This window comes from Pseudomonas sp. FP2309, assembly GCF_030687575.1.
In the GTDB taxonomy this organism is placed as follows: domain Bacteria; phylum Pseudomonadota; class Gammaproteobacteria; order Pseudomonadales; family Pseudomonadaceae; genus Aquipseudomonas.
This window is the reverse complement of record NZ_CP117439.1, coordinates 5,182,077-5,207,018: the sequence shown is the minus strand read 5'-3', so window position 1 is coordinate 5,207,018 and position 24,942 is coordinate 5,182,077. Positions and strand designations below refer to the sequence as shown.

Genomic DNA, 24,942 nt, shown 5'->3' with positions numbered 1-24,942 from the left:
TAAATGTCTGTTCTGGATAGTAAGCGCGGCGGGCAAAGGTGTCTAAATCAACTATTTTTGTGAATGAAATCAAATAGCCATCATCGAGTGCGTTCGCCGCCCGTTTCTTTGTGTAATCTTCAGCTACTGTTAGATCCTCAGGCATTGCCTGAACCCAGGCCCCCGCCTGCCCGCCAAGGACTTTGAGCATGCTGCGACTCTCTCGTGCCGTTGCGTTGATTGGAGTGTTTTTGCTGGCGGCGCCTGCGTTCGCGGAGCGTCTGCGTCTGGTCGCCGATGCCTGGCCACCCTTTACCGACGCGACCTTGATCAATGGCGGGCTGGCCACCGATATCGTCAGCACGGCGCTGGCCCGCGCGGGCTATGCCAGTGACTTCGAACAAGTGCCGTGGGCCAGGGCGCTGAAGGGCATTGGCGATGGACGCTATGACGTGCTGATCAATGCCTGGTATGACGATGCCCGCACACACCTGGGGCAGTTCTCCGGTGAATACCTGCTTAACCGTGTGCGTTTTATCAAGCGCCGCGATGACCCTATCGAGTTTCAGAACCTTCAACAGCTGCACGACTACCCCATCGCCGTGGTGCGCGGGTACGCCTATTCAGCGGCGTTCGATACAGACATGCAGCTACAGAAAGTGCCTGTGCATAACTTCGCCATGGCCGTGCGCATGCTGGCGGCGCAACGGGTGCGGCTGACGGTGGAGGACGAGTATGTGGCGCGTTATTACCTCGCGCGTGAATCGGCCCGGGTGCGTGATGTGTTGGAGTTCTTGCCCAAGCCGTTGAGCGAAAACAGCCTGCATATCCTGGTGAGCCTGAAGAACCCGGCGCATGAGCAGATTGTGGCCAACTTCGACCGTGAGATCGCCAGGATGAAGGCCGATGGCAGCTACGCGCGGTTGATGAAGCTGCACGGCATGTGATCAGTGCGTGCCGGCAGAGAGCGTGCCCGCCAGGGGTCAGGCGTTGGCGGTGTCTTTGATCAAATGCGCGGCCAGTGTGCGCAGCGGCCCCAGTTGCCGGCAAATCAGCGCCAGTTGTGTCTGCACCAGTCGTTGCCCCTCATCGATCTCATCCGGCATCTGCTCCAGCTCGGCGGCCAGGGCTTCCTCGGCGTCGCTTTGGATCGCAATGGGCTGTTTATTGGCCAGCCCGGTGGCGATCTCATCAATGCTCGCTGCCAGGTTTTTACCCGCGCCGTCGATCAAGTGTTCGCGTACGTCGGCCGGCAATAGCGTCTCGCGGTGCGCACCGAGCCCCGACAGATAACTGAGCAAGGTATGGGACAGCACCAGGAAGCGGAAGCCCACGTCCGCCTCCTTACGGAAATGCCCCGGCTCCATCAGCATGTTGGCCAGGGTGGTAGACAGCGCGGCGTCGGCGTTGTGCGCGTTGCGGCGGGCCAGGCGGTAGGCCAGGTCGTCGCTTTTGCCGGCGGCATACTGCTGCATGATCTGGCGCAGGTAGATGCTGTTGCAGGTCAGGGTGTTGGCCAGCACCTTGTTCAAGCGCCGGCCTTGCCAGTCCGGCAGGAACAGGAACACCGCGAGGCCCGCGATCAGGCTGCCGATCAAGGTGTCGAACAGGCGCGGCAAAAACAGCCCGTAGCCGTCGCCCACCTGGTTGAAGCAGAACAGCACCATCAGGGTGATCGCGGCCGTGGCCAGGGTGTAACGCGTGGTGCGGTTGATAAAGAACACCAGGCCTGCGGCAATGGCGAACATCGATTGCACCAGGGGGCTCGGGAACAGGTCGAACAGCGCCCAGGCCACGGTGAGGCCGATGGCGGTGCCGATGATCCGCTGGCCGAGCTTGCGCCGTGTCGCGCCGTAGTTGGGCTGGCACACAAACAGCGTGGTGAGGATGATCCAGTAACCCTGGGAGGCGTGGATCACATGCAAGGTGCCGTAGCCGATGGTCAGCGCCAGGGACAGGCGCAGGGCGTGGCGAAACAGCAGTGAGGTGGGCGTGAGCTGGGTGCGCAGGCGCGTCCACATTTCTTTAAGGTTGCGCGGTGCGCGGTCCAGCAGGTTGCTGTCGGTGGCATCGGCCAGGGCGTCGGGGTTGCTGGCGTCGCCGAGCAGGCGGTCGAGGGTGGACAGGTTGGCGGCCAGGGCGCGCAACGAACGCAGGAGGCCGCGCCAGGCCGGGTTGCTCTGGATGCGCAGGTGCTCCAGGGAGGCGTTCAGGTCGCTGAGGGCCTGGGCGAAGCTGTCGTCATAGATGAACGGCTGGCGCAACTGGATCGATTCGGCCAGGGCCTGGCAGGCCTTGCCCTGCTGGCGTAGCAGGCGCTGGCAGCGGAACAGCACGTCGCTGTGGAAGAACGCGTCGGCCAGGGCGTTGTAAGGGTAGTGGGAGGAACTGGCACGTTCGTGGATGTCCTGGGCCAGGAAGTAGAGCTTGAGGTAGCGGCTGACTTTGGAGCCTGGCCGGCCATTGCCCACGCGGTGCAGGATGATTTCCTTCGCGGCATTCAACGCCGCCACCACCCGGCCGTTTTGCTGGGCCAGTTCCAGGCGGCGCGCTTCGACGTCCAGTTGGCGGATCGGTTCGAACAGTGAGGATTTGAGTTTGAGGTAACGCCCCAACTCACGGAACAAACGCGCCAGGCTCTGCTGCACCGGCTGGTTGGAAAACAGCGCCTGCCACAGCACCGACAGTGCGCCGTACCAGGCGGCGCCGGCCACCAGCAGCAGCGGCTCGTGCCAGAAATCACTGACCGCGCCACCGCGCTGGTCCACGCCGATCATGGTGTAGACCGACAGAATCAACGTGGCGGAAGCAATCGCGCCATAGCGCTCGCCCAAGGCGCCGAGCATGGTCAGGGCGAAGGTCGCCAGGGCCAGGGAGATGGCGAACACCCACGGGTAGGGGAACAGCAGCTCCACCGACAGCGCGGCAATGCTGAAACACACCAGCGTCACGGCCAGGGCGTTGAGGCGGCCTTGCCAACTGTCGTCGGTCTCGGCCAGGGCGCTGGCGATAATCCCCAGGAACAGTGGGATCAGCAGCGTCATTTCATCCTGATACCAGCACAGCGCCATGCTGCCGGTGAGGGCGATGAACACCCGAATGCTGTAACTGAATTTATCCAGCGCCCACAGGCGCCGCATGGACTGCTTGAACGAGGTCGATGACATGAAGTCTGGAGTCTTCCGGGACGATGCCGCTAAATTGAGCCATCAGTGACGCCACGGCAAGGGTGGTGATCACATCTGAGCGCAAATTTTTCCAGGCACACCGGCCCTCCCACATGTGACCGAGTGCATCCTTCAGACGTATTGCGCCGCCGCGTAGCCCGAGGCCCACGCCCACTGGAAGTTGAACCCGCCCAGGTGGCCGGTCACATCCAGCACCTCGCCGATAAAGTACAAACCGGGGCTCTTCAGCGATTCCATGGTCTTGGACGACACTTCCCGCGTGTCCACCCCACCCAGCGTCACCTCGGCCGTGCGATAACCCTCGGTGCCTGCCGGCACCAGTTGCCAGCCCCCGAGTTTTTGCGCGATATCGGCAATTTCGGCGTGGGTGTATTGCTTCATCGGCTTGGACACAAACCAGGTCTCGGCCAGCAGGTTGGCCATCTTCTTGGTAAAGATTTCACCCAGCAGGGTTTTCAGTTCGCTGTTGGGGCGCTCGGCCTGTTGCTGTTGCAGCCAGGTGTGGGCGTCGTGGTCGGGCAGCAGATTGATTTCAACCGTGTCGCCGGATTCCCAGTAAGAGGAAATCTGCAGGATCGCCGGGCCGCTGAGGCCACGGTGGGTAAACAGAATGTTCTCGCGAAAGCTCTGGCCGTTGCAGCTGACCAGGCAGTCCACGGACGTGCCCGACAACTCGGCGCACAGCTCCTTGAGCTGATCGGTGATGGTGAACGGCACCAGCCCTGCCCGGGTCGGCAGCAGTTCGTGGCCGAATTGCCGGGCCACCTGGTAGCCGAAACCGGTCGCGCCCAGGGTCGGAATCGACAAGCCACCAGTGGCGATCACCAGGGATTCACAGCGCAGCTCACCCAGGGTGGTCTGCAACTGATAGCCGTTTTCCAGCCTGGCGATTTCCTCGACGGCGGTGTCCAGGTGCAGGCTCACGCCGGTCTGGATGCACTCGTCGAGGAGCATGCCGAGGATGTCGCTGGACTTGTTATCGCAGAACAGTTGGCCGAGTTTCTTCTCGTGGTACGGCACGCCGTGCTTGGTCACCAGCCCGATAAAGTCCCATTGGGTGTAACGGGCCAGCGCCGATTTGCAGAAGTGCGCGTTGTGCGACAGGAAGTTGGCCGGCTCGGTGTACAGGTTGGTGAAATTGCAGCGGCCACCGCCGGACATCAGGATCTTTTTACCGGCCTTGTTCGCGTGGTCGATCAACATCACCTTGCGCCCACGCCCGGCGGCGGTCAGCGCGCACATCAAGCCTGCGGCGCCGGCGCCAATGATCACAACTTCGGTCGAGCGCACAGCGAGGTCCTCATACAAATTCTGATTTCAAAGACAGTCAACGGTGGGAGGGGGCAAGTCGCACCGCCCCTCCCACACCGGATCTGCGATAGATGCGCAGATCGTGTGTTACAGGATCCGCACGCGCAGCGAACGGCCTTTGATCTTGCCGTCATTCAAACGCTGCAGTGCCTGCTTGGCGATGCCGCGTTCCACGGCCACGAAGGCCTGGAAGTCAAAGATCGCGATCTTGCCGACCTGGGCACCGGGGATGCCGGCATCGCCGGTCAGCGCGCCAAGGATGTCGCCTGGACGAACCTTGTCTTTACGCCCGGCGGCGATACACAGGGTGCTCATGACCGGCAGCAGCGGGCCACCGCTTTGCGGCTTGAGGTTGTCCAACTGGTCCCAGTTCAGCGGCGACTTCTGCAGTTGCTCGATGGCCTGGGCGCGGTGCGCTTCGGACGGTGCTACCAGGCTGATGGCGATGCCAGTCTCACCGGCGCGGCCCGTACGGCCGACACGGTGGATGTGGATTTCCGAGTCGCGGGCCAACTCGACGTTGATCACCATGTCCAGCGAGTCGATGTCCAGGCCACGGGCAGCGACGTCAGTGGCTACCAGCACCGAGGTACTGCGGTTGGCGAACATCGCCAGCACCTGGTCACGGTCGCGCTGTTCCAGGTCGCCATGCAGGCCAACGGCGGAAATGCCCTTGGACGTCAGGTGATCCACGGTTTCCTGCACTTGCTGCTTGGTAAAGCAGAACGCCACGCAGGAGGCCGGGCGGAAGTGCGCCAGGACCTTGGTCACCGCTTCCATGCGCTCTTCTGGCGAGATCTCGTAAAAGCGCTGCTCGATCTGGTCGTCGGAGTGGAACGCTTCGGCCTTCACTTGTTGCGGCGCGCGCATGAACTTGGACGCCAGTTGCTTGATGCTCACCGGGTACGTGGCCGAGAACAGCAGGGTCTGGCGGCGTGGCGGGGTCTTGCTGATGATGTCTTCGATGGCGTCGTAAAAGCCCATGTCGAGCATGCGGTCGGCTTCGTCGAGAATCAGCGTATTCAAGCCGTCGAGCACCAGCGAACCCTTGCGCAGGTGTTGCTGGATGCGGCCCGGCGTGCCGACGATTACGTGGGCGCCGTGTTCCAGCGAGGCGATCTGTGGCCCGAGGGACACGCCGCCGCACAGGGTCAATACCTTGATGTTGTCTTCGGCGCGGGCCAGGCGACGGATTTCCTTGGCGACCTGGTCGGCCAGCTCACGGGTGGGGCACATGACCAGCGCCTGGCAGCCGAAGTAACGCGGGTTGATCGGGTTCAACAGGCCGATACCGAATGCAGCGGTTTTGCCGCTGCCGGTCTTGGCCTGGGCAATCAGGTCCAGCCCTTTGAGGATCACCGGCAAGCTTTGCGCCTGGATCTGCGTCATCTCGACATAACCCAGCGAGTCGAGGTTAGCCAGCATGGCGGCGGACAGGGGCAAAGTATTAAAAGCGGTGGCGATCGTAGTCACGGGACTGGCTCTGCAAAACAAAATGTCGCGCAGTGTAGCAGGCCCCCTTGGGTTTCTTTGTATGTTCTCGACGAGGAGTAGGGGGCCAGCGGCAAGTTATCAGCGGCAAGCCCCAGGCTTGAAGCTTACAAGTTGAAGCGTGCAGCTGCTTCAATGCTCAATATGCTGCTCCGGGCTGGCCGCGCGTTTGCCGTCTTTTGGCGACAGTTGCAGGAAGATCGCCGCCGCCAGCATCGCCATGATGCCCACCGTGAGGAAGGTCAGTTGGAAGGCGCCGAGCACGGTGCTCACGCCGTCATTGCCGGACTCCGCCGTAAAGCCGCCGAGCAGCGCGCCGGCACAGGCCACGCCCAGGCTCAGGGACAGTTGCGCCACCACCGACAGCAAACTGTTGCCGCTGCTGGCCTGGGCGTCGTCGAGGTCGATCAGGGTCACGGTATTCATCGCGGTAAATTGCAGGGAGTTGATCGCCCCCAGCACCGCCAGCATCGCTAACAGCAACGGGTAGGGCGTGTGCTCGCTGACCAGCCCCATGCTCGCCAGCATGATCCCCAGCGCCAAGGTGTTGCCGGTGAGCACCACACGGTAACCCAGGCGCTCGATCAGCGGCCGCGCCACGGACTTGGCGAGCATCGCCGCCGCCGCCAGGGGCAGCATGCTCATGCCGGCCTCCGAGGGCGAATAACCCAACGCCACCTGCAGCAGCAGCGGCACCAGGAACGGCAGCGCGCCGCTGCCCAGGCGGGCGAACAGGTTGCCCAGAATGCCCACGGCAAACGTGCGCGTCTTGAACAGCGCCGGCGAGAACAGCGGGTTGTCGATATGCCCGGCGCGCAGCCAGTACGCGGCCAGGCACGCCAGCCCACCGAACAGCAGCAACATCACCCGCAAGTGCGGCAGGTGCAGTTCGCCCAGACCCTCCATGGCGATGGTGATCAGCACCATCGCCGCGCCAAACAGTAGGAAGCCCGCGCCATCGAAGCGCGTGCGTTCGCTGCCGCGAAGGTCGGGGATGAATTTCCACACGGCGTAGCAACCGATCATGCCCACTGGCAGGTTGATCAGGAAGATCCAGTGCCAGGTCAGGTATTGCACCATCCAGCCACCCGTGGTCGGGCCGAGCAACGGACCGAGCAGGCCGGGGATGGTGATGAAGCCCATGATCCGTACCAGTTCGGAGCGGGGGTAGGCGCGCAGCACCACAAGTCGCCCGACCGGCAGCATCAACGCGCCGCCCAGGCCCTGGACCACCCTTGCGCCCACCAGCATGGTCAAGCTGCTGGACAGGGCGCACAGCAAGGAGCCGATGCTGAACAGCATGATCGCGCTAAAGAAGATTTTTTTGGTGCCGAAGCGGTCGGCGATCCAGCCTGATGCCGGTATCAGCAAGGCGACGGTGAGCATGTAGGCGATGATCACCCCTTGCATGCGCAGCGGGTTTTCCGCGAGGTCCTGGGCCATCGCCGGCAGTGCCGTATTCAGGATCGTCCCATCCAGCGACTGCATGAAGAAGGCAATCGCCACCACCCAGGGCAGCCAGCGGGCGGTCTTGGCATCGAGCGGGGCGTTCGGCATGGGATCCCTTTGTTAGCAAGCTATGTGTTGGCGATTATGCGCCATTCGTCCCGCCTTTTCCCACTGGCGGTTCGTCTAATTCCGACAGCGCCGCGTGCTCGCCCACCAGGAAATTCAATAGCGCGCGGTGCACCGCCAAGGCCGCTTCGCGGGACTCCAGATCAAGCAGATGGCCAGTGTGTTCGGCCACGGCGAAGCTGCTGCGCCCCACGTAGCTTTTGAACAACAGGGCCTCGGCGGCTGGGGTGTATTCATCCAGGCTGCCGTTGAGGAAGTGCACTGGCGTTTCGATCTGGCGCAGCGCCGGCAGGTAGTTGCCATCCCCCATCGCCAGCACCTGGTGGATGTGGAAGCGGGCCTGGCGATATTCGGTGGTGGCCATGTTGGACAGGTGGCGGTGGTTATTGCGCTTGAGCCGTGGCGACAGGTATTTGCCGACCGTCTCGTTGAGCAGATGGCCGACAGCGGATTTGTCGTCGGCCTCGATCAGCACACGCACGCGCTCCACGTAGTCGAGCATCGCCTGATTGAGGTTCGGCGCCAGCGCCATCACCACCGAGCTCTCGATCGACGGCGGGTTGTGCGCCAGGGTCAGCAGTGTCGAGATGCCGCCCCAGGAGGCCGATACCAAGTGGTTGACCTCAAAGCGCTCCACCAGCGCGCGCAGCATCTGCACTTCGTCGTCCTTGGTCACCAGCTCCAGGTCGATGTTGTATTCGCGGGAATAGCCGGAGAAGGGCAAATCGAACAGCAGCACATTGAAATGCTCGGCCAGGCATTTGCTGGTGCGGGCGAAGGAACGCGTGGTGGACAGTGCGCCATTGACCATCAGCACCGTCTTCTTTTGCGGGTCGTGGCCCAGTCTCTCCACGTGAACGTTGTAGTGCTTGAACAGCTTTTCTATGACAAAACTTCCATGGTTCATGTCAACGCTCCAGCTTGCCTAATCCAGGCAAGGTCGTGCATCACGTGCGGGCACGCGGGTTGAATGGCGTTACGCCGCTAGCCTTTATAAAGGGGAATCTGGAGCGGGACAACAGGCCCAATGACCAACGGGTGGAGTCAGCGAAGGTTCGTCGGGGGCGATGGGAATCGCCTGTAGGCGGTGGAGCGCCTACAGGCGAAACAGGGTCAGAGGGTCAATGTAAGGCGCTTGACCAAGGCCCCCGGCAATAAGTTGGACGCGGTGTTGCGTTGCCCGTAGGTGCTGGCCGACAGCAACAGCTCTCGCTCAGCGGTCAGGGCCTCCAATTGCGAACCGAGCAAGCTGTACACGCTGTCATCAAAACGCATGGTGCTGACCGGCGCCTTGATCTCGCCGTCTTCGACCCAGAACGTGGCAAAGCGCGTCATGCCGGTCAGGCGTGCGGCCGGCAGGTCGGAGTAGTTCAGGTACCACAGGTTGCTGATGTACAGCCCGGTGCCCAGTTGCTTGAGGATATCGGCCTGGGCCAGGTTGCCCGCCGCCATCTGCAGGGCGCTGGGGGATTCGTCGCCGCTGGCGCCGTTGGCACTGAGGCCGTATTCGGCGGCGCTGCGTGAGTTCACCAGTTGGCCGTCGGCCTTGCCGGCGTTGATCAGCGTGACATCACTGCGTGGGTAGCCCTCCGTGGAGAACGCCTGGCTCAACGACCCGCTGATCTGCTCGGTCACCGTCACCAGCGGGCTCAGCTGTTGCTCTGCGGCGTACAGGCGTTGCAGCGAACTGCCTTTGCTGGCGATGGCCTGGGCGGAGAACCCGCCCCAGGTGATGATGCTGATGATTTCTTCCAGCGCGGCCGGTGCCAGGTAGGCGCGGTATTGTCCGGGCGGCAAGGGGTGCAGCGGGCGGTCGAGAAACGTCAGTTGCTCGCGCGCCTGCTGCAGGCGCGCGGCGAACTCGGCGCTGTCCCAGGTGTGCCCGGCGTAGCTGGCTTTAACGGCTTCGCCATTGGCGTGGAACAGGCTGAAGTCGAAGTTGAAGCTATTGGCCTGGTGCCAGCCGAATGCGCCTGATGAACTGGCGAACCCACGGCTGATCGGGCCGGCCGCGTAGATGCCGACCAGATCGACACCGTCTGCCGCTTCGCTGATGGCATCCAGCACTGTGGTGATGTCGGGCAACGGCCGGGCCTGTTCGTTGTTGCTCTGCCAGGCGGTGGGGTTGAGCAACAGGTAGGGGTCTTGGGGCAGCAAGGGCAAGGTCTCGCGCAGTTGCTGCAAACCTGCGGCGAGGCGCTGGCGGTCCAGCTCGGGTTCGCCGGCCAGGGTGATGCCGAGGTCGGCGTGGCGCCCGTCGTTGATCAGCTTGAGGGTGAGGCTGGCCTGTTGCACCTGTCCGGCCTGGCGCACCTTGGCATGGTTGAACCGCACGAACTCGGACGCTTCGGCCGCGTAGCCCAGATGAAACTGCTCGTTGTCGGTGATGGCGTGCTTGAGCCAGTCCACCAGTGCCTTGAATGTGTTCATCAGGCATCTCCCCCGAATACGTCGACGTTGCTGAACACACAGGCCGGCGAGGCGTGGCCCACGCGGATGACCTGGTTGGGTTCGCCCTTGCCGCAGTTCGGCGTGCCCAACACCTGGAAGGTGCTGGCGTCGCCCACGGCGCTGAGGTTGCGCCAGAACTGGGCGGAAATCGCCCGATAGTTGGGGTTCTTCACCACGCCTTTGAGTTCACCGTTTTCGATCAACTGGCCCCATTCGCAGCCGAACTGGAATTTGTTGCGCGCGTCATCAATGGACCACGAACGGTTGGTCGACATCAGGATGCCGTGTTCGATGCCGCCCACCAGTTGCGCGAAGCTTTTGTCACCCGCTTCGATATTCAGGTTGGCCATGCGGTCGATCGGTGGACGGTTCCAACTGCTGGCGCGGCTGTTGGCCACGCCGCTCATGCCTGCGCGAAATTGCGACAGCGCCCCGCCCAGCGGCTTGAGCAGCAGCCCTTCGCGAATCAGGAACTGTTTGCTGGCAGGGGTGCCGTCGTCGTCATGGCTGTAGCTGGCGAGTTGCTCGGGGATGTCCGGGTCGAAGGTCACGTTGAGCAGCTCGGAGCCGTATTGCAGATGGCCGAAGTCGCTGGCCTTCACAAAACTGGTGCCGGCGTAGTTGCGCTCGTCACCGAGGATGCGGTCCAGCTCCAGCGGGTGGCCAATGGACTCGTGGATCTGCAGGATCATCTGGTCGGGCATCAGCAGCAGGTCGCGCGGGCCTTGGGGCGTGTTCGGCGCCAGCAGCAGTTGCAGGGCTTCGTCGGCCACCCGTGGCGCGGCACCGATCAGGCCGAAGCGGCTGATCACATTAAAACCGCCTTGCTGGCCGAAGTTCGTGCCGCCGAGGGTGCGGGTCTGGCTGTCGTTGCCGTCAAAAGCAGTGACGTTGACGCCGGGGAACACGAAGCGCTGGGCCTGGCGCAGTTCGGCGCCGGCGCTGTTGAGGTAGATCTGCTCGACGTGGGTCAGGCCCAGGCTCACGTCCCAACTGACCAGGCGCTCATCCTTGGGCACGGCCGCGCACTCGTCGCCCAGCAGTTGGTAGCAGTCGCTCAAGGATGGGAAGGGCTGGTCGAGGTCGGGCGACAGGTAGTCGGCGACGTCGCTGGACACGGGTTGCTCGCGCAGGTCGAGCAGGGCGTGGGGCAAAATCCGCCGGGCTTGCTGTTCAGCACGCTCAAGGGCGGCTTGCAGGCCGGACAGGGAAATATCGTGGGTTGCAGCGTAGGCTTCCACGCCGTTGAGGCGCACGGTGAGCATGGCGCCCTCATCGTGACTCAGGTGCGGTGGTTCTGCGACGTTCTTGCGTACCGACAGGTACTGGCCGGATTCGCGTACGTAGCGCAGGGAAAAGAAATCGGCGCGAGTGCGCAGGGCACTGAAGTGCTGTTTGAGTGTGGCGTGGTGGTCGAACATGGGGCCTTCCTTGTGGGCGGCTCAGCGCGGGCAGGCAAACAGAGTAGGCCTGGGCTGGGGAGCGATCAAGGAGAGGTGATTCTTTGTGGCAAGTGCCCCTTGTGGCGAGCGGGCTTGCCCCGCGTTGGGCTGCGCAGCGGCCCCAAAAATCTTGGGAGCGCTACGCACTTCAACGCGGGGCAAGCCCGCTCACCACATGGTTTAGCGTTATTGCGCCATTGGCCCCACTTCACGCATCGGCTTGCCACGCACCGGTGCATCGCCGGCGACGTAGTAGTCGGCGGTGCTGCGCGGCAGCGGCTTGCGGCCACGGATCTTGTCGGCGATTTTCTCGGCGATCATGATCGTTGGCGCGTTCAGATTGCCGGTGGTGATGATCGGCATGATCGAGGCATCGACCACGCGCAGGCCTTGCATGCCATGCACGCGACCTTCGCCGTCGACTACTGCCATCTCGTCGGTGCCCATCTTGCACGAGCAGGACGGGTGGAACGCGGTCTCGGCGTGTTCCCGGATGAACGTGTCGAGTTGCTCATCGGTCTGCACTTCGATACCTGGGCTGATTTCTCGGCCACGGTATTGATCGAGCGCCGGCTGCTGCATGATTTCGCGGGTCAGGCGGATGCCGTCACGAAACTCCTGCCAGTCCTGTTCGCTGGCCATGTAGTTGAAGAGGATGCTCGGGTAGTCCCGTGGGTTCTTCGACTTCAACTGCACGCGGCCACGGCTTGGCGAGCGCATGGAACCCATGTGCGCCTGGAAGCCATGTTCTTTCACACCGTTGCTGCCGTTGTAGTTAATCGCAACCGGCAGGAAGTGGTACTGGATGTTCGGCCACTCGAATTCTTCGCGGGTGCGGATAAAACCGCCCGCTTCGAACTGGTTGCTGGCGCCGATGCCGGTGCCGTTGAACAGCCATTCGGCACCGATGGCCGGCTGGTTGTACCAGAGCAGCGAAGGGTACAGCGACACCGGCTGGGTGCATGCGTATTGCAGGTACAACTCAAGGTGATCCTGCAGGTTTTCGCCGACGCCAGGCAGGTCGTGGACCACCGGGATGTCGAGGCTTTCGAGCAGTTTGGCCGGGCCTACGCCGGAGCGTTGCAGCAATTGCGGCGAAGCGATTGCGCCGCTGCACACCAGCACTTCTTTGCGGGCACGGGCTTCAACGCGCTCTTCGGCCGCGCCGATCAGGTAACGCACACCGACGGCACGCTTGCCTTCGAACAACACTTTGTCGGTGAGGGCGTGGGTGACGATGGTCAGCGTGGAGCGCTTTTTGGCGGTGTCCAGGTAACCGCGAGCGGTGCTGGCGCGACGGCCGTTCGGCGTGACGGTACGGTCCATCGGGCCGAAGCCTTCTTGCTGGTAACCGTTCAAGTCTTCGGTACGCGGATAACCGGCCTGCACGCCGGCTTCGACCATGGCGTGGAACAGCGGGTTGTTGCCCGCTTTAGGCGTGGTCACGCTGACCGGGCCATCGCCGCCGTGCCAATCGTTAGGGCCGATGTCGCGGGTTTCGGCTTTACGGAAGTACGGCAGGCAGTCGAGGTAGGCCCAGTCTTCCAGACCTGGCAGCTTGGCCCAGTTGTCGTAGTCCATGGCGTTGCCACGGATGTAGCACATGCCGTTGATCAGCGAGGAACCGCCCAGGCCCTTGCCGCGCCCGCACTCCATGCGGCGGCCGTTCATGTGCGGCTCTGGATCGGTCTCGTAGGCCCAGTTGTAGCGACGGCCTTGCAGCGGGAACGCCAGCGCAGCGGGCATCTGGGTACGGAAGTCGAGACGGTAGTCGGGGCCGCCGGCTTCCAGCAGCAAAACGGTGACGCCTTCGTCTTCGGTCAGACGGGTCGCTAAGGTGTTGCCCGCAGAACCTGCGCCAACAATGATGTAGTCGTATTCTTGAGTCATCTGTACTCCGGGGGAGCTGCAAGCTCCAAGCTTCAAGCTGCAAGAAAAAGCAGCGAGCGGTGTGGATGAGAGAGGCGGCAAACGCCAACTGCTTTTACGTGCAGCTTGACGCTTGCCGCTAAAGGCTCATCAGAAGACGGATGCGTAATCGCCCAGCTCGACTTGCACGGACTTGATACGCGTGAAGTTATTCAGCGAGCTGATCCCGTTCTCACGGCCAACACCCGACTGCTTGTAGCCACCGACCGGCATTTTGGCGTCGGACTCGCCCCAGGCGTTGATCCAGCAGATACCGGCTTCCAGTTGATGAATCACGCGGTGCGCGCGGTTCAGGTCTTTGGTGACCAGGCCGGCGGCCAGGCCGAAGTCGGTGTCGTTGGCGCGGCGGATCACTTCTTCTTCGGTCTCGTAGGTGAGGATGCTCATCACCGGGCCGAAGATTTCCTCACGCACGATCACCATGTCGTCGGTGCAATCGGTGAACACAGTCGGTGCCACGAAGGCGCCTTTGGCGAAGTCGCCTTCAGTCAGGCGGTCGCCGCCGCAGAGCAGGCGCGCACCTTGCTCTTTGCCTTTGGCGATGTAGCCCAGCACGCTTTCCATGTGGGCGAAGCTGACCAGCGGGCCGAAGTTGGTGTTTTCGTCTTCCGGGTTACCGATGCGGATGCGTGCGACACGCTCGACGATCTTGGCTTCGAACGCGGCTTGCAGGTGCTTGGGCACAAACACGCGGGTGCCGTTGGTGCAGACCTGGCCGGAGCTGTAGAAGTTGGCCATCATCGCGGTATCGGCGGCGCGGTCGAGGTCGGCGTCGTCGAAAATGATCAGCGGCGACTTGCCACCCAGCTCCATGGTCACGTCTTTGAGCGAGGAGCTCGACGCGCTGGCCATGACTTTCTTGCCGGTGTCGGTGCCGCCGGTGAACGAGACTTTCTCGATGCGCGGGTGCTCGGTCAGCCAGGTGCCGACTTCACGGCCGCTGCCGGTCAATACGTTGAACACGCCTGCGGGAACGCCGGCTTCGGTGTAGATCTCGGCCAGTTTCAGGGTGGTCAGCGAGGTGACTTCGCTGGGCTTGAAGATCATCGCGTTGCCCGCGGCCAGGGCCGGCGCGGATTTCCACAGGGCGATCTGGATCGGGTAGTTCCACGCGCCGATACCGGCCACCACGCCCAGCGGCTCGCGGCGGGTGTAGACAAACGAAGTGTCGCGCAGCGGAATCTGTTCGCCTTCGATGGCTGGCACCAGGCCTGCGTAGTATTCCAGCACGTCGGCGCCGGTGACGATGTCGACGTACTTGGTTTCGGAGAAGGCTTTACCGGTGTCCAGGGTTTCCAGGGCAGCCAGTTCATCATTGCGTTCGCGCAGGATGTCGACGGCACGACGCAGGATGCGCGAACGCTCCATGGCGGTCATGGCAGCCCAGATTTTCTGGCCTTTTTCAGCGCTGACCACGGCACGTTCAACGTCTTCTTTCGTTGCGCGTTGCACTTGGGCGAGAACTTCACCGTTAGCCGGGTTGATGGCTTCGAAGGTGGCATCGCTGCCAGCGTCGCTGTAGCCGCCGTCAATGTAGAGTTTTTGCAGGTCGAAACGGGCCATAAAGTCCTCGCAAGTGCATAAGTGGTTGGCGTTACCCGCCGCAAAGTGGGCCATGAGGGTGTGGCAACACTGAGCGGCAGACGTTCAGGGGTTGAGCGTTTATAAGGGCTCTAACTCACCTGCTTGGCCAATTGGAAATCCATGTATTCGTAAGCGATGCGCTGCGCCTGTTCGGTGTCGAAAGCGTCTCCCGACAGGGCGCCGCGCAACCACAAGCCGTCGATCAGGGCCGCCAGGCCTCGGGCTGCGCTGCGTGCTTCAGGCGGCGGCAGCACCCGGCGGAACTGAAAACACAGGTTGGAATACAGGCGTTGATCGTTGATCCGCTGCAACCTGTGCAAAGACGGGTGGTGCATGCTGGTGGCCCAAAAGGCCAGCCAGGTTTTCATTGCCGGGCCATTGACCTGGCTGGCGTCGAAGTTGCCGGCGACGATCACCTGAAGGTGAGCGCGTGGGCTGTCATCGTTCAACGCTTTTCGACGATCGTTGACGTTCTCCATCAGCACGCTCATCAAGTACTGCATCGTCGCTGCGATCAGGCCGTTCTTGTCCCGAAAGTAGTGACTGATGATGCCGTTCGAGACGCCGGCCAAACGGGCGATCAGCGCAATGCTGGCATCTCCCATCCCGACCTGATCGATGGCCGTCATCGTGGCGTCGATCAACTGCTGGCGGCGTATGGGTTGCATACCGACCTTGGGCATGTAGCACCTCTCCTTAGGCCTGCCGAGGGGCGATGAACGCCCGTCGACTTGGAGGCCAGTCTATTTTGTTTTGATTGAACGTTCAATCAACAAAGAATAAGCTCTGCGACAAATCGTCGCTGCTGTCAGGTTTTTCCTACCTGCAGACGGCGACATCTGACACCTGGAAAACCGCTGAAACGCCCCATGTACCGCTTCGGTGGGGGTCAGTGATTTTCGGGGTGTCTTTATAACACCCGTCCGTCGACTGCCGAAAAATCGATGGTCTGGGATAACCGTTGCCTTGTGTTTCTCTCTCGCACTGCCCGGAGCATCTGCGCCATGAGTTCTGCCTCTCTTATAAAGACCCCACCGGAAAAGGTACGGGTCAACGGTTGGGTGTTCTACACCTCCACCGCGCTGATTCTGTTGCTGACGGCCATTCTGATCATTGCCCCGCAGGAGGCCGGGCGCCTGCTCGGCGTCGCCCAGGCCTGGCTGTCGAAAAGCTTCGGCTGGTACTACATGGTGGTCATCGCCGCCTACCTGGTGTTCGTGGTCGGCCTGGCGTTTTCGTCCTACGGCAAGCTCAAGCTGGGTTCCAAGGACGACACCCCGGATTTCAGCTACGGCGCCTGGGCCGGCATGCTGTTCTCGTCGGGCATCGGCATCTCGTTGTTGTACTTCGGTGCGTCGGAGCCGCTGGATCACTATTTCAACCCGCCCGAAGGCGCAGCGGCCAGCAATGGCGCAGCGCGCCAGGCGTTGCAACTGACGTTCCTGCACTGGGGCCTGCATGGCTGGGCGATCTACGCATTGGTCGGCCTGGCCGTGGCCTACTTTGCGTATCGCCATAACCAGCCGCTGGCCTTGCGTTCGGCGCTGTACCCGCTGGTGGGCGAGCGTTGGGTCAAGGGCGCGGCCGGCCACGCGGTGGACGGTTTCGGCATGTTCGTCACGCTGTTGGGCCTGGTGACCAACCTGGGGATCGGCGCGATGCAGGTGTCGTCCGGTTTGGAAAACCTGTTCGGCATGGCGCACAGCAATACCAACCTGCTGATCGTGATCATCGTGATGAGCACCGTGGCGACCATCGCAGCCGTGTCGGGTGTGGAGAACGGTATTCGCCGCTTGTCCAACCTCAACATCGTGCTGTTCAGCGGCTTGCTGATCTTTGTGCTGCTGTTCGGCCCGACCCTGCACCTGCTCAATGGCCTGGTGCAGAACACCGGTGATTACCTCAACGGCATCGTGCTGAAAACCTTCGACCTCTATGTGTACGAGGGCGATGGCGACAAAACCGAACGCTGGATGGGCCTGTGGACCTTGTTCTACTGGGCCTGGTGGATTTCCTGGGCGCCATTTGTGGGCATGTTCATCGCACGTATTTCCCGTGGGCGCACGGTGCGTGAACTGGTGGCCGGCGTCTTGCTGATCCCGCTGGGCTTCACCCTGGCCTGGCTGTCGATCTTCGGAAACTCGGCGCTGGACCTGGTGCTCAACCACGGTGCCGTGGAGTTGGGCAAGACGGCGTTGGAGCAGCCGTCCATGGCGATCTACCAATTGCTGGAGCACTACCCGGCGTCGAAAATCGTCATTGGTGTGTCGATCTTCGTCGGTTTCGTGCTGTTTCTGACCCCGGCGGATTCCGGCGCGGTGATGATGGCCAACCTTTCGTGCAAAGGCGGCAACGTGGACGAAGATGCGCCGCACTGGTTGCGGATCTTCTGGTCGGCGGTGATCACGCTGGTGACCATCGGCCTGCTGTTTGCCGGCAACTTTGAAGCCATGCAAACCATGGTGGTGCTCGCGGGTCTGCCGTTCTCGGTGGTGCTGATTGTGTTTATGTTCGGTCTGCACAAGGCGATGCGCCAGGACGTGGCCATCGAACAGGAGCAGGCGCAGTTGGCTGAACGCGGGCGTCGTGGTTTCAGCGAGCGCTTGACGGCCCTGGACCTGCAACCGAGCCAGGCCACCGTGCAGCGTTTTATGGACAAGCACGTAACGCCGGCGCTGGAAGAGGCCGCGACGGCGTTGCGTGATCAGGGCCTGGACGTGCAGACGCTGTTGGGCAAATCCAAGCGCTGCATTGGCGTGCGTATCGAAATGGAGGAGGGCAACCCGTTTGTCTACGAAGTGAGCCTGGATGCTTACTCGGCAGCGCCGAACGACATGCCTGAAGAAGAGCGCACCCGCTATTACCGTGCCGAGGTGTACCTGCACAACGGGCCTCAAGAGTACGACCTGATGGGCTTCGCCCAGGCGCAGATTACCCGGGACGTGCTCGATCAGTTTGAAAGCCATCGGCAGCTCCTTGGCCGTGTCTATAGCTGATGGTTGCAACGAGCGGCGCCTTCACCCGCGCCGTTTGGTTAATCTGCATACAGATCAAAACCTGTGTACGGGCCAGCCCGCACACAGGTTTGCTTCGCGGTGCGGCTTAACCCAGGTTCTTGCCCAGCAGGGCATGGTAGAGCTCAGTGTCCCCTAGAATGCCGACCACTTTGTTGTTGTCGTGCAACACCAACTTGTTCCCCGTCTGGTAACGAATCTGCAATGCATCGCGCATGCCGATATTCGAATCCACCAGCGTCGGCACGCGACCCAAACCTTCCATTGCTTGCCCTGGCGCCCAGTTCTGCAGGTTCATCACCACGCCATTCTGCCGCGCGCCCTGGATAGTGTTGCCTTCGGCCAGGTCCAGCCACGAGTCGCCGCCCGGATCCAGGCACACCGAACCGTTGACCCGCGTGCAGTTGTCCAGCGTGCGCATCAGGCTGCGGCCGCACAACACGTTCAGCGGGTTGGTGTGGGCGACGAAGGTGCGCACATAGTCGTCCGCCGGGTTCAGCACGATCTCTTCCGGCACGCTGTACTGGATGATCTTGCCGTCTTTCATGATCGCAATACGGCTGCCCAGCTTGAGCGCCTCGTCGAGGTCGTGGCTCACGAACACGATGGTCTTGCTCAGCTTGCGTTGCAGCTCCAGCAACTCGTCCTGCAAACCCTGGCGAATCAGCGGGTCGAGGGCCGAGAAGGGTTCGTCCATCAGCAGGATGTCGGCGTCCATCGCCAACGCACGGGCCAGGCCCACGCGCTGCTGCATGCCGCCGGACAGTTCATCGGGCTTCTTGTTACGCCACTGGGTCAGGCCCACCAGCTCAAGTTTCTCGTCCACCAGCTTGCGTCGTTCTTTCTCGGGGCGGCCCTGCATTTCCAGGCCGAAGCTGATGTTCTCGCGCACCGTCAGCCAAGGCATCAGGGCGAACTTCTGGAACACCATGGCGATGCGCTTGGTGCGCATCATTTTCAGCTCGGCGGGTGTGCAGGAGGCGATGTCGATCTGGCGACCTTCATGCTCCACAAACAGTTGGCCGCGGCTCACGGTGTTGAGGCCGTTGATGCAGCGCAGCAAGCTTGACTTGCCGGAGCCCGAGAGGCCCATCAGCACGCAGATCTCGCCTTTCTCGATGTCCAGGCTGGCGTTTTCAACGCCGACGATCTGCCCGGTCTTTTTCAGAATCTCGTTACGGCTCATGCCCTGGTCCAGCAGCTTGAGCGCTTCGCGTGGGTCTTTTGAGAAGATCACGTCGACCTTGTCGAATCGGATAATGCTCATGCATCACCCCCTACTTTAGCGTCGGGTTGTTTGCAGATGCGGTCGAGCATGATGGCCAGCAACACGATCGCCAGGCCCGCTTCAAAGCCCAGGGCGATGTCGGCGGTGTTCAGCGCGTTGACCACCGGCTTGCCGAGGCCATCGGCGCCCACCAGCGCGGCGATCACCACCATCGACAACGACAGCATGATGCATTGGGTAATGCCGGCGGCGATGCTCGGCATGGCGTGGGGCAACTCAATGCGCGAGAGCAACTGACGGCGCGAGCAGCCAAAGGCCTTGCCGGCGTCCATCAACTCTTGCGGTACATCGCGGATACCCAGGTAGGTCAGGCGGATAGGCGCGGCAATCGCGAACACCACCGTGGAAATCAGCCCAGGCACTACACCCAGCCCGAAGAGGGTCAGGGTCGGGATGAGGTAGACGAAGGTCGGTACGGTCTGCATCAGATCGAGCACCGGCCGCATCATGGTGAAGAACATCGGCTTGTGCGCGGCAACAATGCCCAGCGGCACGCCGATGACCACGCAGACCAGGGTGGCGAACAGCACCTGCGCCAGGGTCTCCATGGTTTCCTGCCAGTACCCCAGGTTGAGGATCAGCAGGAAGGAGGCAATGACAAAAACAGTCAGTCCCCATTTACGTTGAATAAAGTGAGCCAGCAGCGCAATCAGACCGATCAATGCCAGCGGATTGAACCAGGTCAGCGCAAACGTCACGCCGTGGATCATCGTTTCCAGTGTCGATGCGATTGCGTCGAAATAGTTGGCGCCGTGTTGGGTCAACCATTCAACGAAGGCAGCGATGTACTGGCCTAGTGGGATTTTCTGTTCAGTCAGCATGGTAGTGAATGTCCACATGCGAAGAGGGAAACGTCCCGGGCCAGCGCACCAGCCCGGGGTCAGCGGAGTTACTTGTCGAGGTACGCTTTGACGGCGGCAAGGCCGGGTTGGCCGTCCACGGTGGTGACACCGGCGAGCCAGGTGTCGAGCACTTGCGGGTTCTTTTTCAGCCAGGCCTTGGCGGCGGCGTCGGGCTTCATCTTGTCGTCCAGGACGTTACCCATCAGGGTGCTTTCCATGTTCAAGGTGAAGACCAGGTTCTTCAGCAGTTGGCCAACGTTGCTGCATTCCTGGGTGTAGCCCTTGCGCACGTTGGTGTAGATGGTGGCCTGGCCGTAGTTGGGGCCGAACGAGTCGTCACCACCGGTCAGGTACTTCATCTTGAAGCGGGTGTTCATCGGGTGCGGTTCCCAGCCGAGGAACACGATGGCCTGGTCGCGCTTGGTGGCGCGTTCAACCTGGGAGAGCATGCCGGCTTCGCTGGACTCGACCACCTTGAAACCGGCGGTTTTGAGGCCGAAGGCGTCTTTGTCGATCAGTGTCTGGATGGTGCGGTTGCCGTCGTTACCCGGCTCGATGCCGTAGATCTTGCCGCCCAGCTCATCCTTGAATTTGGCGATATCGGCGAAGTCTTTCAGGCCTTTGTTGTACAGCGCTTCAGGGACTGCCAGGGTGTACTTGGCGTTCTCGAGGTTAGCGCGCACGGTTTCCACGGTGCCGGCATCACGGTACGGCTTGATGTCGTTTTCCATGGTCGGCATCCAGTTGCCGAGGAAGATGTCCATGTTCTTGCCGTCGGCCAGGGACTTGTAGGTCACTGGTACCGAAATCATCGTGGTGCGCGGCTTGTAGCCCAGGCCCTTGAGGATTTCGCTGGTGGTCGCGGTGGTGACGGTGATATCGGTCCAGCCGACATCGGAGAAGTTGACGGTCTTGCACTGTTCCGGTTCTGCGGCGTGTGCCATGACTGGCAAACTCAGCATGGCGGCCAACAACAACGAGGGTGAACCTTTCATCTGGGTAGACTCCTGTGTTTTTTCTGGCGGCATTCGCCGCGCTTTATAAGTGTTGCGGTTGGAGCGTGCGACGACAGCTCTGCCACGGTGCCTTGCAAACGAGTCGAGACTGATCATGTACCAGTGAAAATCTGACGCCTACAGGGTGCGTCGTATCCAGTACAGGGAGGGTCGTATCCAGTGTCGGTGACGTCGCTTACAGGTTTTTACCAGGGTAAAACCACAGGTTTTGCCCTTCTGCACCGCAAAAAACGGCCAAAACAGGCGTTCGCACGCAAGCGACGCTGGTGAGCATGGGTGCGTCGGTGTGAGACGCCGTGACGGGCAACAAAAACTGGATGATGCCGCCATCTGGGCGATCTGAGCGTAGCAGCTCGTTCAAGCCCGGCCCGTGCTTATCGAGGAGTTCCACGTTAATGGCTATCAGCGTTTTCGACCTGTTCAAGATCGGCATCGGGCCTTCGAGTTCTCACACCGTGGGCCCCATGCGTGCCGCGGCGTTGTTCGTTCAAGGCTTGCGTGAACGTGAATTGTTGGAGCAGGTGCGACGCGTTGAAGTTCAGCTGTACGGCTCGTTGTCGGCCACCGGCATCGGCCACGGCAGCGACACTGCCACCATCATGGGCCTGATGGGCGAGTGGCCGGACGCGATCGATCCGTCGCAAATCGGCGTGCGCATTCACACCCTGCGCGAAACCGACACCCTGCTGCTGGACGGGCGCTTGCCCGTGCCGTTCGTGTGGGCCCGGGACATGCGCCTGCTCGACGAAAACCTGCCCTTTCACCCCAACGCCATGACCCTGGTGGTGTTCGGTGATGACGGCGAACTGCGCCGCGACACCTACTACTCCGTCGGTGGCGGTTTTGTGGTGGATGAAGCCCAGGCCCAAAGCGGCGTGGCGGACATGGACCGCACCGTACTGCCCTATGACTTTTCCAGCGCCGCCGAGCTGTTGCAACTGTGCAAGACCCATAACCTGCGCGTCGCCGAATTGATGCTGGCCAACGAAAAAGTCTGGCGCTCCGAAGAAGATATCCGCAGCGGCCTGATGAAACTCTGGCACGCCATGCAGGACTGCGTGGAGCAGGGCCTCAAACACGAAGGCATCCTGCCCGGCGGCCTGAACGTACGCCGTCGCGCCGCCAAGTTGCACCGCAGTCTGCAGGAGCTGAACAAACCCAACGTGATCGGCTCGACCTTGAGCGCCATGGAATGGGTCAACCTGTTCGCCCTGGCGGTCAACGAAGAAAATGCCGCCGGTGGGCGCATGGTCACCGCACCGACCAATGGCGCGGCGGGGATCATCCCGGCGGTGCTGCACTATTTCATGAAGTTCAGCGAAGAAGTCACCGAAGCCAACGTGGTCGACTATCTGCTTGGCGCCGCGGCAGTGGGCATCCTGTGCAAAAAGAACGCGTCGATCTCCGGTGCCGAAGTCGGTTGCCAGGGTGAGGTGGGTTCTGCATGCGCGATGGCTGCGGCAGGGCTCGCGGAGATCCTCGGCGCCACGCCGGAACAACTGTGCAACGCCGCCGAAATCGGTCTGGAGCATAACCTCGGCCTGACCTGCGATCCGGTGGGCGGGCTGGTGCAAGTGCCGTGCATCGAGCGCAATGCGATTGCAGCGGTCAAGGCGATCAACGCCGCGCAAATGGCCCTGCGTGGCGACGGTCAGCACTTTATCTCGCTGGATCGGGTGATCCGCACGATGCGCGATACCGGAGCGGATATGCATGACAAGTACAAAGAGACTTCGCGGGGCGGCTTGGCGGTCAGCGCAGTCGAGTGCTGAGGCCGGGTCGCCTGCATCGGGGGGCGTGCCCCCCGATGGCTGAGATCGGGTCAGAACTGCTCATAAAGTGAACACTCAAACCAAAAGCGCCACCTTTTGGCGCGTCGCAAACAGATAAGTAGCTTGCGAACGATTTGCCCTCGATCACGCGTCCCCCGTGCGTTGGGTGACAGACTTATCCCACACCCCTCAAAGCGCCTTCCCACAAGTGCTACCGATCTGCTCACGGCTCAGGCAGACCTGCTCTCACATCGTTTTCAGGCTATATCCCGCACTTCCTGCGCGGGCTTATATAGACGCATCAACAGGTCGTTTTCAGGATTTATTGAATACGTATTCAATTTCAGGCACGGCATTTGCTCTATCCATTCAAAGCCTCTCCTCGTTATGGACGAGGAGTGCAATAACAAGAGCCTCGCCTGAGGCCATTACCCGCTTTGTGTGAGGAGATTACCGCGATGACGTCGTTCAACTCAGGGGCCCAACCCCAGAACCGTGCGCCTCAATCCATCGGCTTTTTGCTGCTGGACAATTTCACGCTGATTTCCCTGGCGTCGGCAGTGGAACCACTGCGCATGGCGAACCAGCTGTCCGGCCGCGAGTTGTATCGCTGGACCACCCTGAGCGTGGATGGCAACCAAGTCTGGGCCAGCGACGGTCTGCAAATCACTCCCGATGCTTCCATGCACAAAGCTCCGGCCCTGGACACCGTGATTGTGTGCGGCGGCGTGGGTATCCAGCGCACCGTGACCCGTGAGCACGTGTCATGGCTGCAAAGCCAGGCGCGCCAGTCCCGTCGTCTTGGCGCCGTGTGCACCGGCAGTTGGGCTCTGGCCTGCGCCGGCCTGCTCGATGGCTTCGATTGCAGCGTGCACTGGGAATGCCTGGCCTCGATGCAGGAAGCCTTCCCGCGTGTGGCCATGAGCACACGCCTGTTCACCCTCGACCGCAACCGCTTTACCAGCTCGGGCGGCACCGCGCCGCTGGACATGATGCTGCACCTGATCAGCCGCGATCACGGCCGTGAGCTGTCGGCCGCCATCTCCGAGATGTTTGTGTACGAGCGCATCCGCAACGAACAGGACCACCAGCGCGTGCCGCTCAAACACATGCTCGGCACCAATCAGCCGAAGCTGCAGGAGATCGTGGCGCTGATGGAAGCCAACCTGGAAGAACCGATCGACCTGGATGAATTGGCAGTGTACGTCGCCGTGTCGCGCCGCCAGCTGGAGCGCCTGTTCCAGAAATACCTGCACTGCTCACCATCGCGCTACTACCTCAAGCTGCGCCTGATTCGTGCACGGCAACTGCTCAAGCAAACGCCGATGTCGATCATTGAAGTGGCGTCGGTGTGCGGGTTTGTCTCCACGCCGCACTTCTCCAAGTGCTACCGCGAGTACTTCGGCATCCCGCCACGGGATGAGCGCGTAGGTTCCAACACCACCCAGCAAGTGGCGATGATGCCGATTCCGCAGGCTCTGGTGCTGGCGCCGTTGGCCGGGCCGATGTCGGCGTTGAGCCAGGCGCGCAACGAGTCGACGTTTGCCAGCGTCAGGCTTTAAACCGCATTGACTGCATCGGGGGCAAGCCCCCGATAGCGGTCTATCAGGCGCCCGAGTTCTGCTTGAACTGCATCAGCGCCGGCAACAGCTGCTTGTCGATTGCCTGACGCACCGCCGGCAAAATCGTCGCGCTGCCGCTGTACATTTTTTCCACCATGCCTTTGAGCGCCTTGGCCCGTGCTTCGCTCAAGCCGCGCACGGCGCACTCGCAGGCCTGTTCGGCGCTGGCGCCGCTGGACACTTCAAAACCCAACGAGCGCAGTTGGTCCAACAGGTCATTCTGGTCAATCAAATCCGCATGCATCATGACGTTTATCCTGGTGAGGGGAGCGGGGTCTGACCTGGATTCTGGTAGCCGCTCAGGCACGCGGCAAGGGCAGAATGCACGAATGCCTCAGATGGCTATGAGCGTGTCGTTTTCGGGCCATGCACCGTCCTCGGTTATCGGCACACTGAACTCAGCCACACAGCTTGATGGTTTGGTCACCCTCGGGATGT

The 24,942-nt window shown here is 61.7% G+C and carries 18 protein-coding genes; 4 read left to right on the top strand and 14 right to left on the bottom strand.

The window, feature by feature from the left end; genetic code table 11:
- The first annotated feature begins 188 nt into the window (after nt 1-188).
- Nucleotides 189-926: an ABC transporter substrate-binding protein gene (locus PSH59_RS24020; protein WP_305393816.1), complete on the top strand. Its 738-nt coding sequence runs from the start codon at nt 189-191 to the stop codon at nt 924-926.
- 36 nt (nt 927-962) lie between these two features.
- On the opposite strand, the gene yccS is transcribed toward PSH59_RS24020, so the two are convergent.
- The 10 genes from yccS to betI form a co-directional block, all read right to left on the bottom strand.
- Nucleotides 963-3,146: a YccS family putative transporter gene (yccS, locus tag PSH59_RS24015; RefSeq protein WP_248080439.1), complete on the bottom strand. Its 2,184-nt coding sequence runs from the start codon at nt 3,144-3,146 to the stop codon at nt 963-965.
- A gap of 132 nt (nt 3,147-3,278) precedes the next feature.
- Nucleotides 3,279-4,457, bottom strand: a complete 1,179-nt coding sequence (locus PSH59_RS24010) for an NAD(P)/FAD-dependent oxidoreductase (protein WP_305393815.1) — start codon at nt 4,455-4,457, stop codon at nt 3,279-3,281.
- Between the two features lie 108 nt (nt 4,458-4,565).
- Nucleotides 4,566-5,903, bottom strand: a complete 1,338-nt coding sequence (gene dbpA, locus PSH59_RS24005) for an ATP-dependent RNA helicase DbpA (protein ID WP_248080683.1) — start codon at nt 5,901-5,903, stop codon at nt 4,566-4,568.
- 198 nt (nt 5,904-6,101) lie between these two features.
- Nucleotides 6,102-7,526 carry a multidrug transporter subunit MdtD gene (gene mdtD, locus PSH59_RS24000; RefSeq protein ID WP_248080435.1) on the bottom strand — a complete coding sequence of 475 codons (1,425 nt, stop codon included), beginning with the start codon at nt 7,524-7,526 and terminating at the stop codon, nt 6,102-6,104.
- Between the two features lie 34 nt (nt 7,527-7,560).
- Complete coding sequence (locus PSH59_RS23995) at nt 7,561-8,451, bottom strand: alpha/beta fold hydrolase (RefSeq protein WP_305393814.1); 891 nt, start codon at nt 8,449-8,451, stop codon at nt 7,561-7,563.
- A gap of 206 nt (nt 8,452-8,657) precedes the next feature.
- Entirely contained in the window at nt 8,658-9,974 is a 1,317-nt protein-coding gene (locus tag PSH59_RS23990) for a TldD/PmbA family protein (protein WP_305393813.1), read from the bottom strand.
- Nucleotides 9,974-11,416: a TldD/PmbA family protein gene (locus PSH59_RS23985; protein WP_305393812.1), complete on the bottom strand. Its 1,443-nt coding sequence runs from the start codon at nt 11,414-11,416 to the stop codon at nt 9,974-9,976. The genes PSH59_RS23990 and PSH59_RS23985 overlap by 1 nt, the downstream gene beginning before the upstream one ends.
- Nucleotides 11,417-11,623: 207 nt before the next feature.
- Nucleotides 11,624-13,327: a choline dehydrogenase gene (betA, locus tag PSH59_RS23980; protein ID WP_305393811.1), complete on the bottom strand. Its 1,704-nt coding sequence runs from the start codon at nt 13,325-13,327 to the stop codon at nt 11,624-11,626.
- Between the two features lie 129 nt (nt 13,328-13,456).
- A complete protein-coding gene (gene betB / locus PSH59_RS23975; RefSeq protein ID WP_305393810.1) occupies nt 13,457-14,929 on the bottom strand; it encodes a betaine-aldehyde dehydrogenase in 1,473 nt (490 codons plus the stop codon).
- Between the two features lie 110 nt (nt 14,930-15,039).
- Nucleotides 15,040-15,633 (bottom strand): transcriptional regulator BetI, encoded by a 594-nt coding sequence (betI, locus tag PSH59_RS23970; RefSeq protein WP_248080422.1) that lies wholly within the window; start codon nt 15,631-15,633, stop codon nt 15,040-15,042.
- 378 nt (nt 15,634-16,011) lie between these two features.
- Between betI and PSH59_RS23965 the strand changes: the two genes are divergently transcribed.
- On the top strand, nt 16,012-17,946 hold the full coding sequence (locus PSH59_RS23965) for a BCCT family transporter (RefSeq protein WP_305395328.1): 1,935 nt from the start codon (nt 16,012-16,014) through the stop codon (nt 17,944-17,946).
- A 106-nt stretch (nt 17,947-18,052) separates the two neighbouring features.
- Here the strand turns inward: PSH59_RS23965 and choV are convergent, their stop codons facing one another.
- From choV to PSH59_RS23950, 3 genes are all read right to left on the bottom strand, one after another.
- Nucleotides 18,053-19,231: a choline ABC transporter ATP-binding protein gene (choV, locus tag PSH59_RS23960; protein ID WP_248080421.1), complete on the bottom strand. Its 1,179-nt coding sequence runs from the start codon at nt 19,229-19,231 to the stop codon at nt 18,053-18,055.
- On the bottom strand, nt 19,228-20,073 hold the full coding sequence (gene choW, locus PSH59_RS23955; RefSeq protein WP_248080420.1) for a choline ABC transporter permease subunit: 846 nt from the start codon (nt 20,071-20,073) through the stop codon (nt 19,228-19,230). The genes choV and choW overlap by 4 nt, the downstream gene beginning before the upstream one ends.
- A gap of 68 nt (nt 20,074-20,141) precedes the next feature.
- Complete coding sequence (locus PSH59_RS23950; RefSeq protein WP_248080419.1) at nt 20,142-21,089, bottom strand: choline ABC transporter substrate-binding protein; 948 nt, start codon at nt 21,087-21,089, stop codon at nt 20,142-20,144.
- Between the two features lie 416 nt (nt 21,090-21,505).
- Between PSH59_RS23950 and PSH59_RS23945 the strand changes: the two genes are divergently transcribed.
- Both PSH59_RS23945 and PSH59_RS23940 read left to right on the top strand, forming a co-directional pair.
- Nucleotides 21,506-22,882 carry an L-serine ammonia-lyase gene (locus PSH59_RS23945; protein WP_248080418.1) on the top strand — a complete coding sequence of 459 codons (1,377 nt, stop codon included), beginning with the start codon at nt 21,506-21,508 and terminating at the stop codon, nt 22,880-22,882.
- A gap of 458 nt (nt 22,883-23,340) precedes the next feature.
- On the top strand, nt 23,341-24,444 hold the full coding sequence (locus PSH59_RS23940) for a GlxA family transcriptional regulator (protein ID WP_099585767.1): 1,104 nt from the start codon (nt 23,341-23,343) through the stop codon (nt 24,442-24,444).
- Between the two features lie 43 nt (nt 24,445-24,487).
- Here PSH59_RS23940 and PSH59_RS23935 read toward each other — a convergent pair whose 3' ends face one another.
- Nucleotides 24,488-24,751 (bottom strand): hypothetical protein, encoded by a 264-nt coding sequence (locus PSH59_RS23935; RefSeq protein WP_248080417.1) that lies wholly within the window; start codon nt 24,749-24,751, stop codon nt 24,488-24,490.
- Between the last annotated feature and the right edge of the window lie 191 nt (nt 24,752-24,942).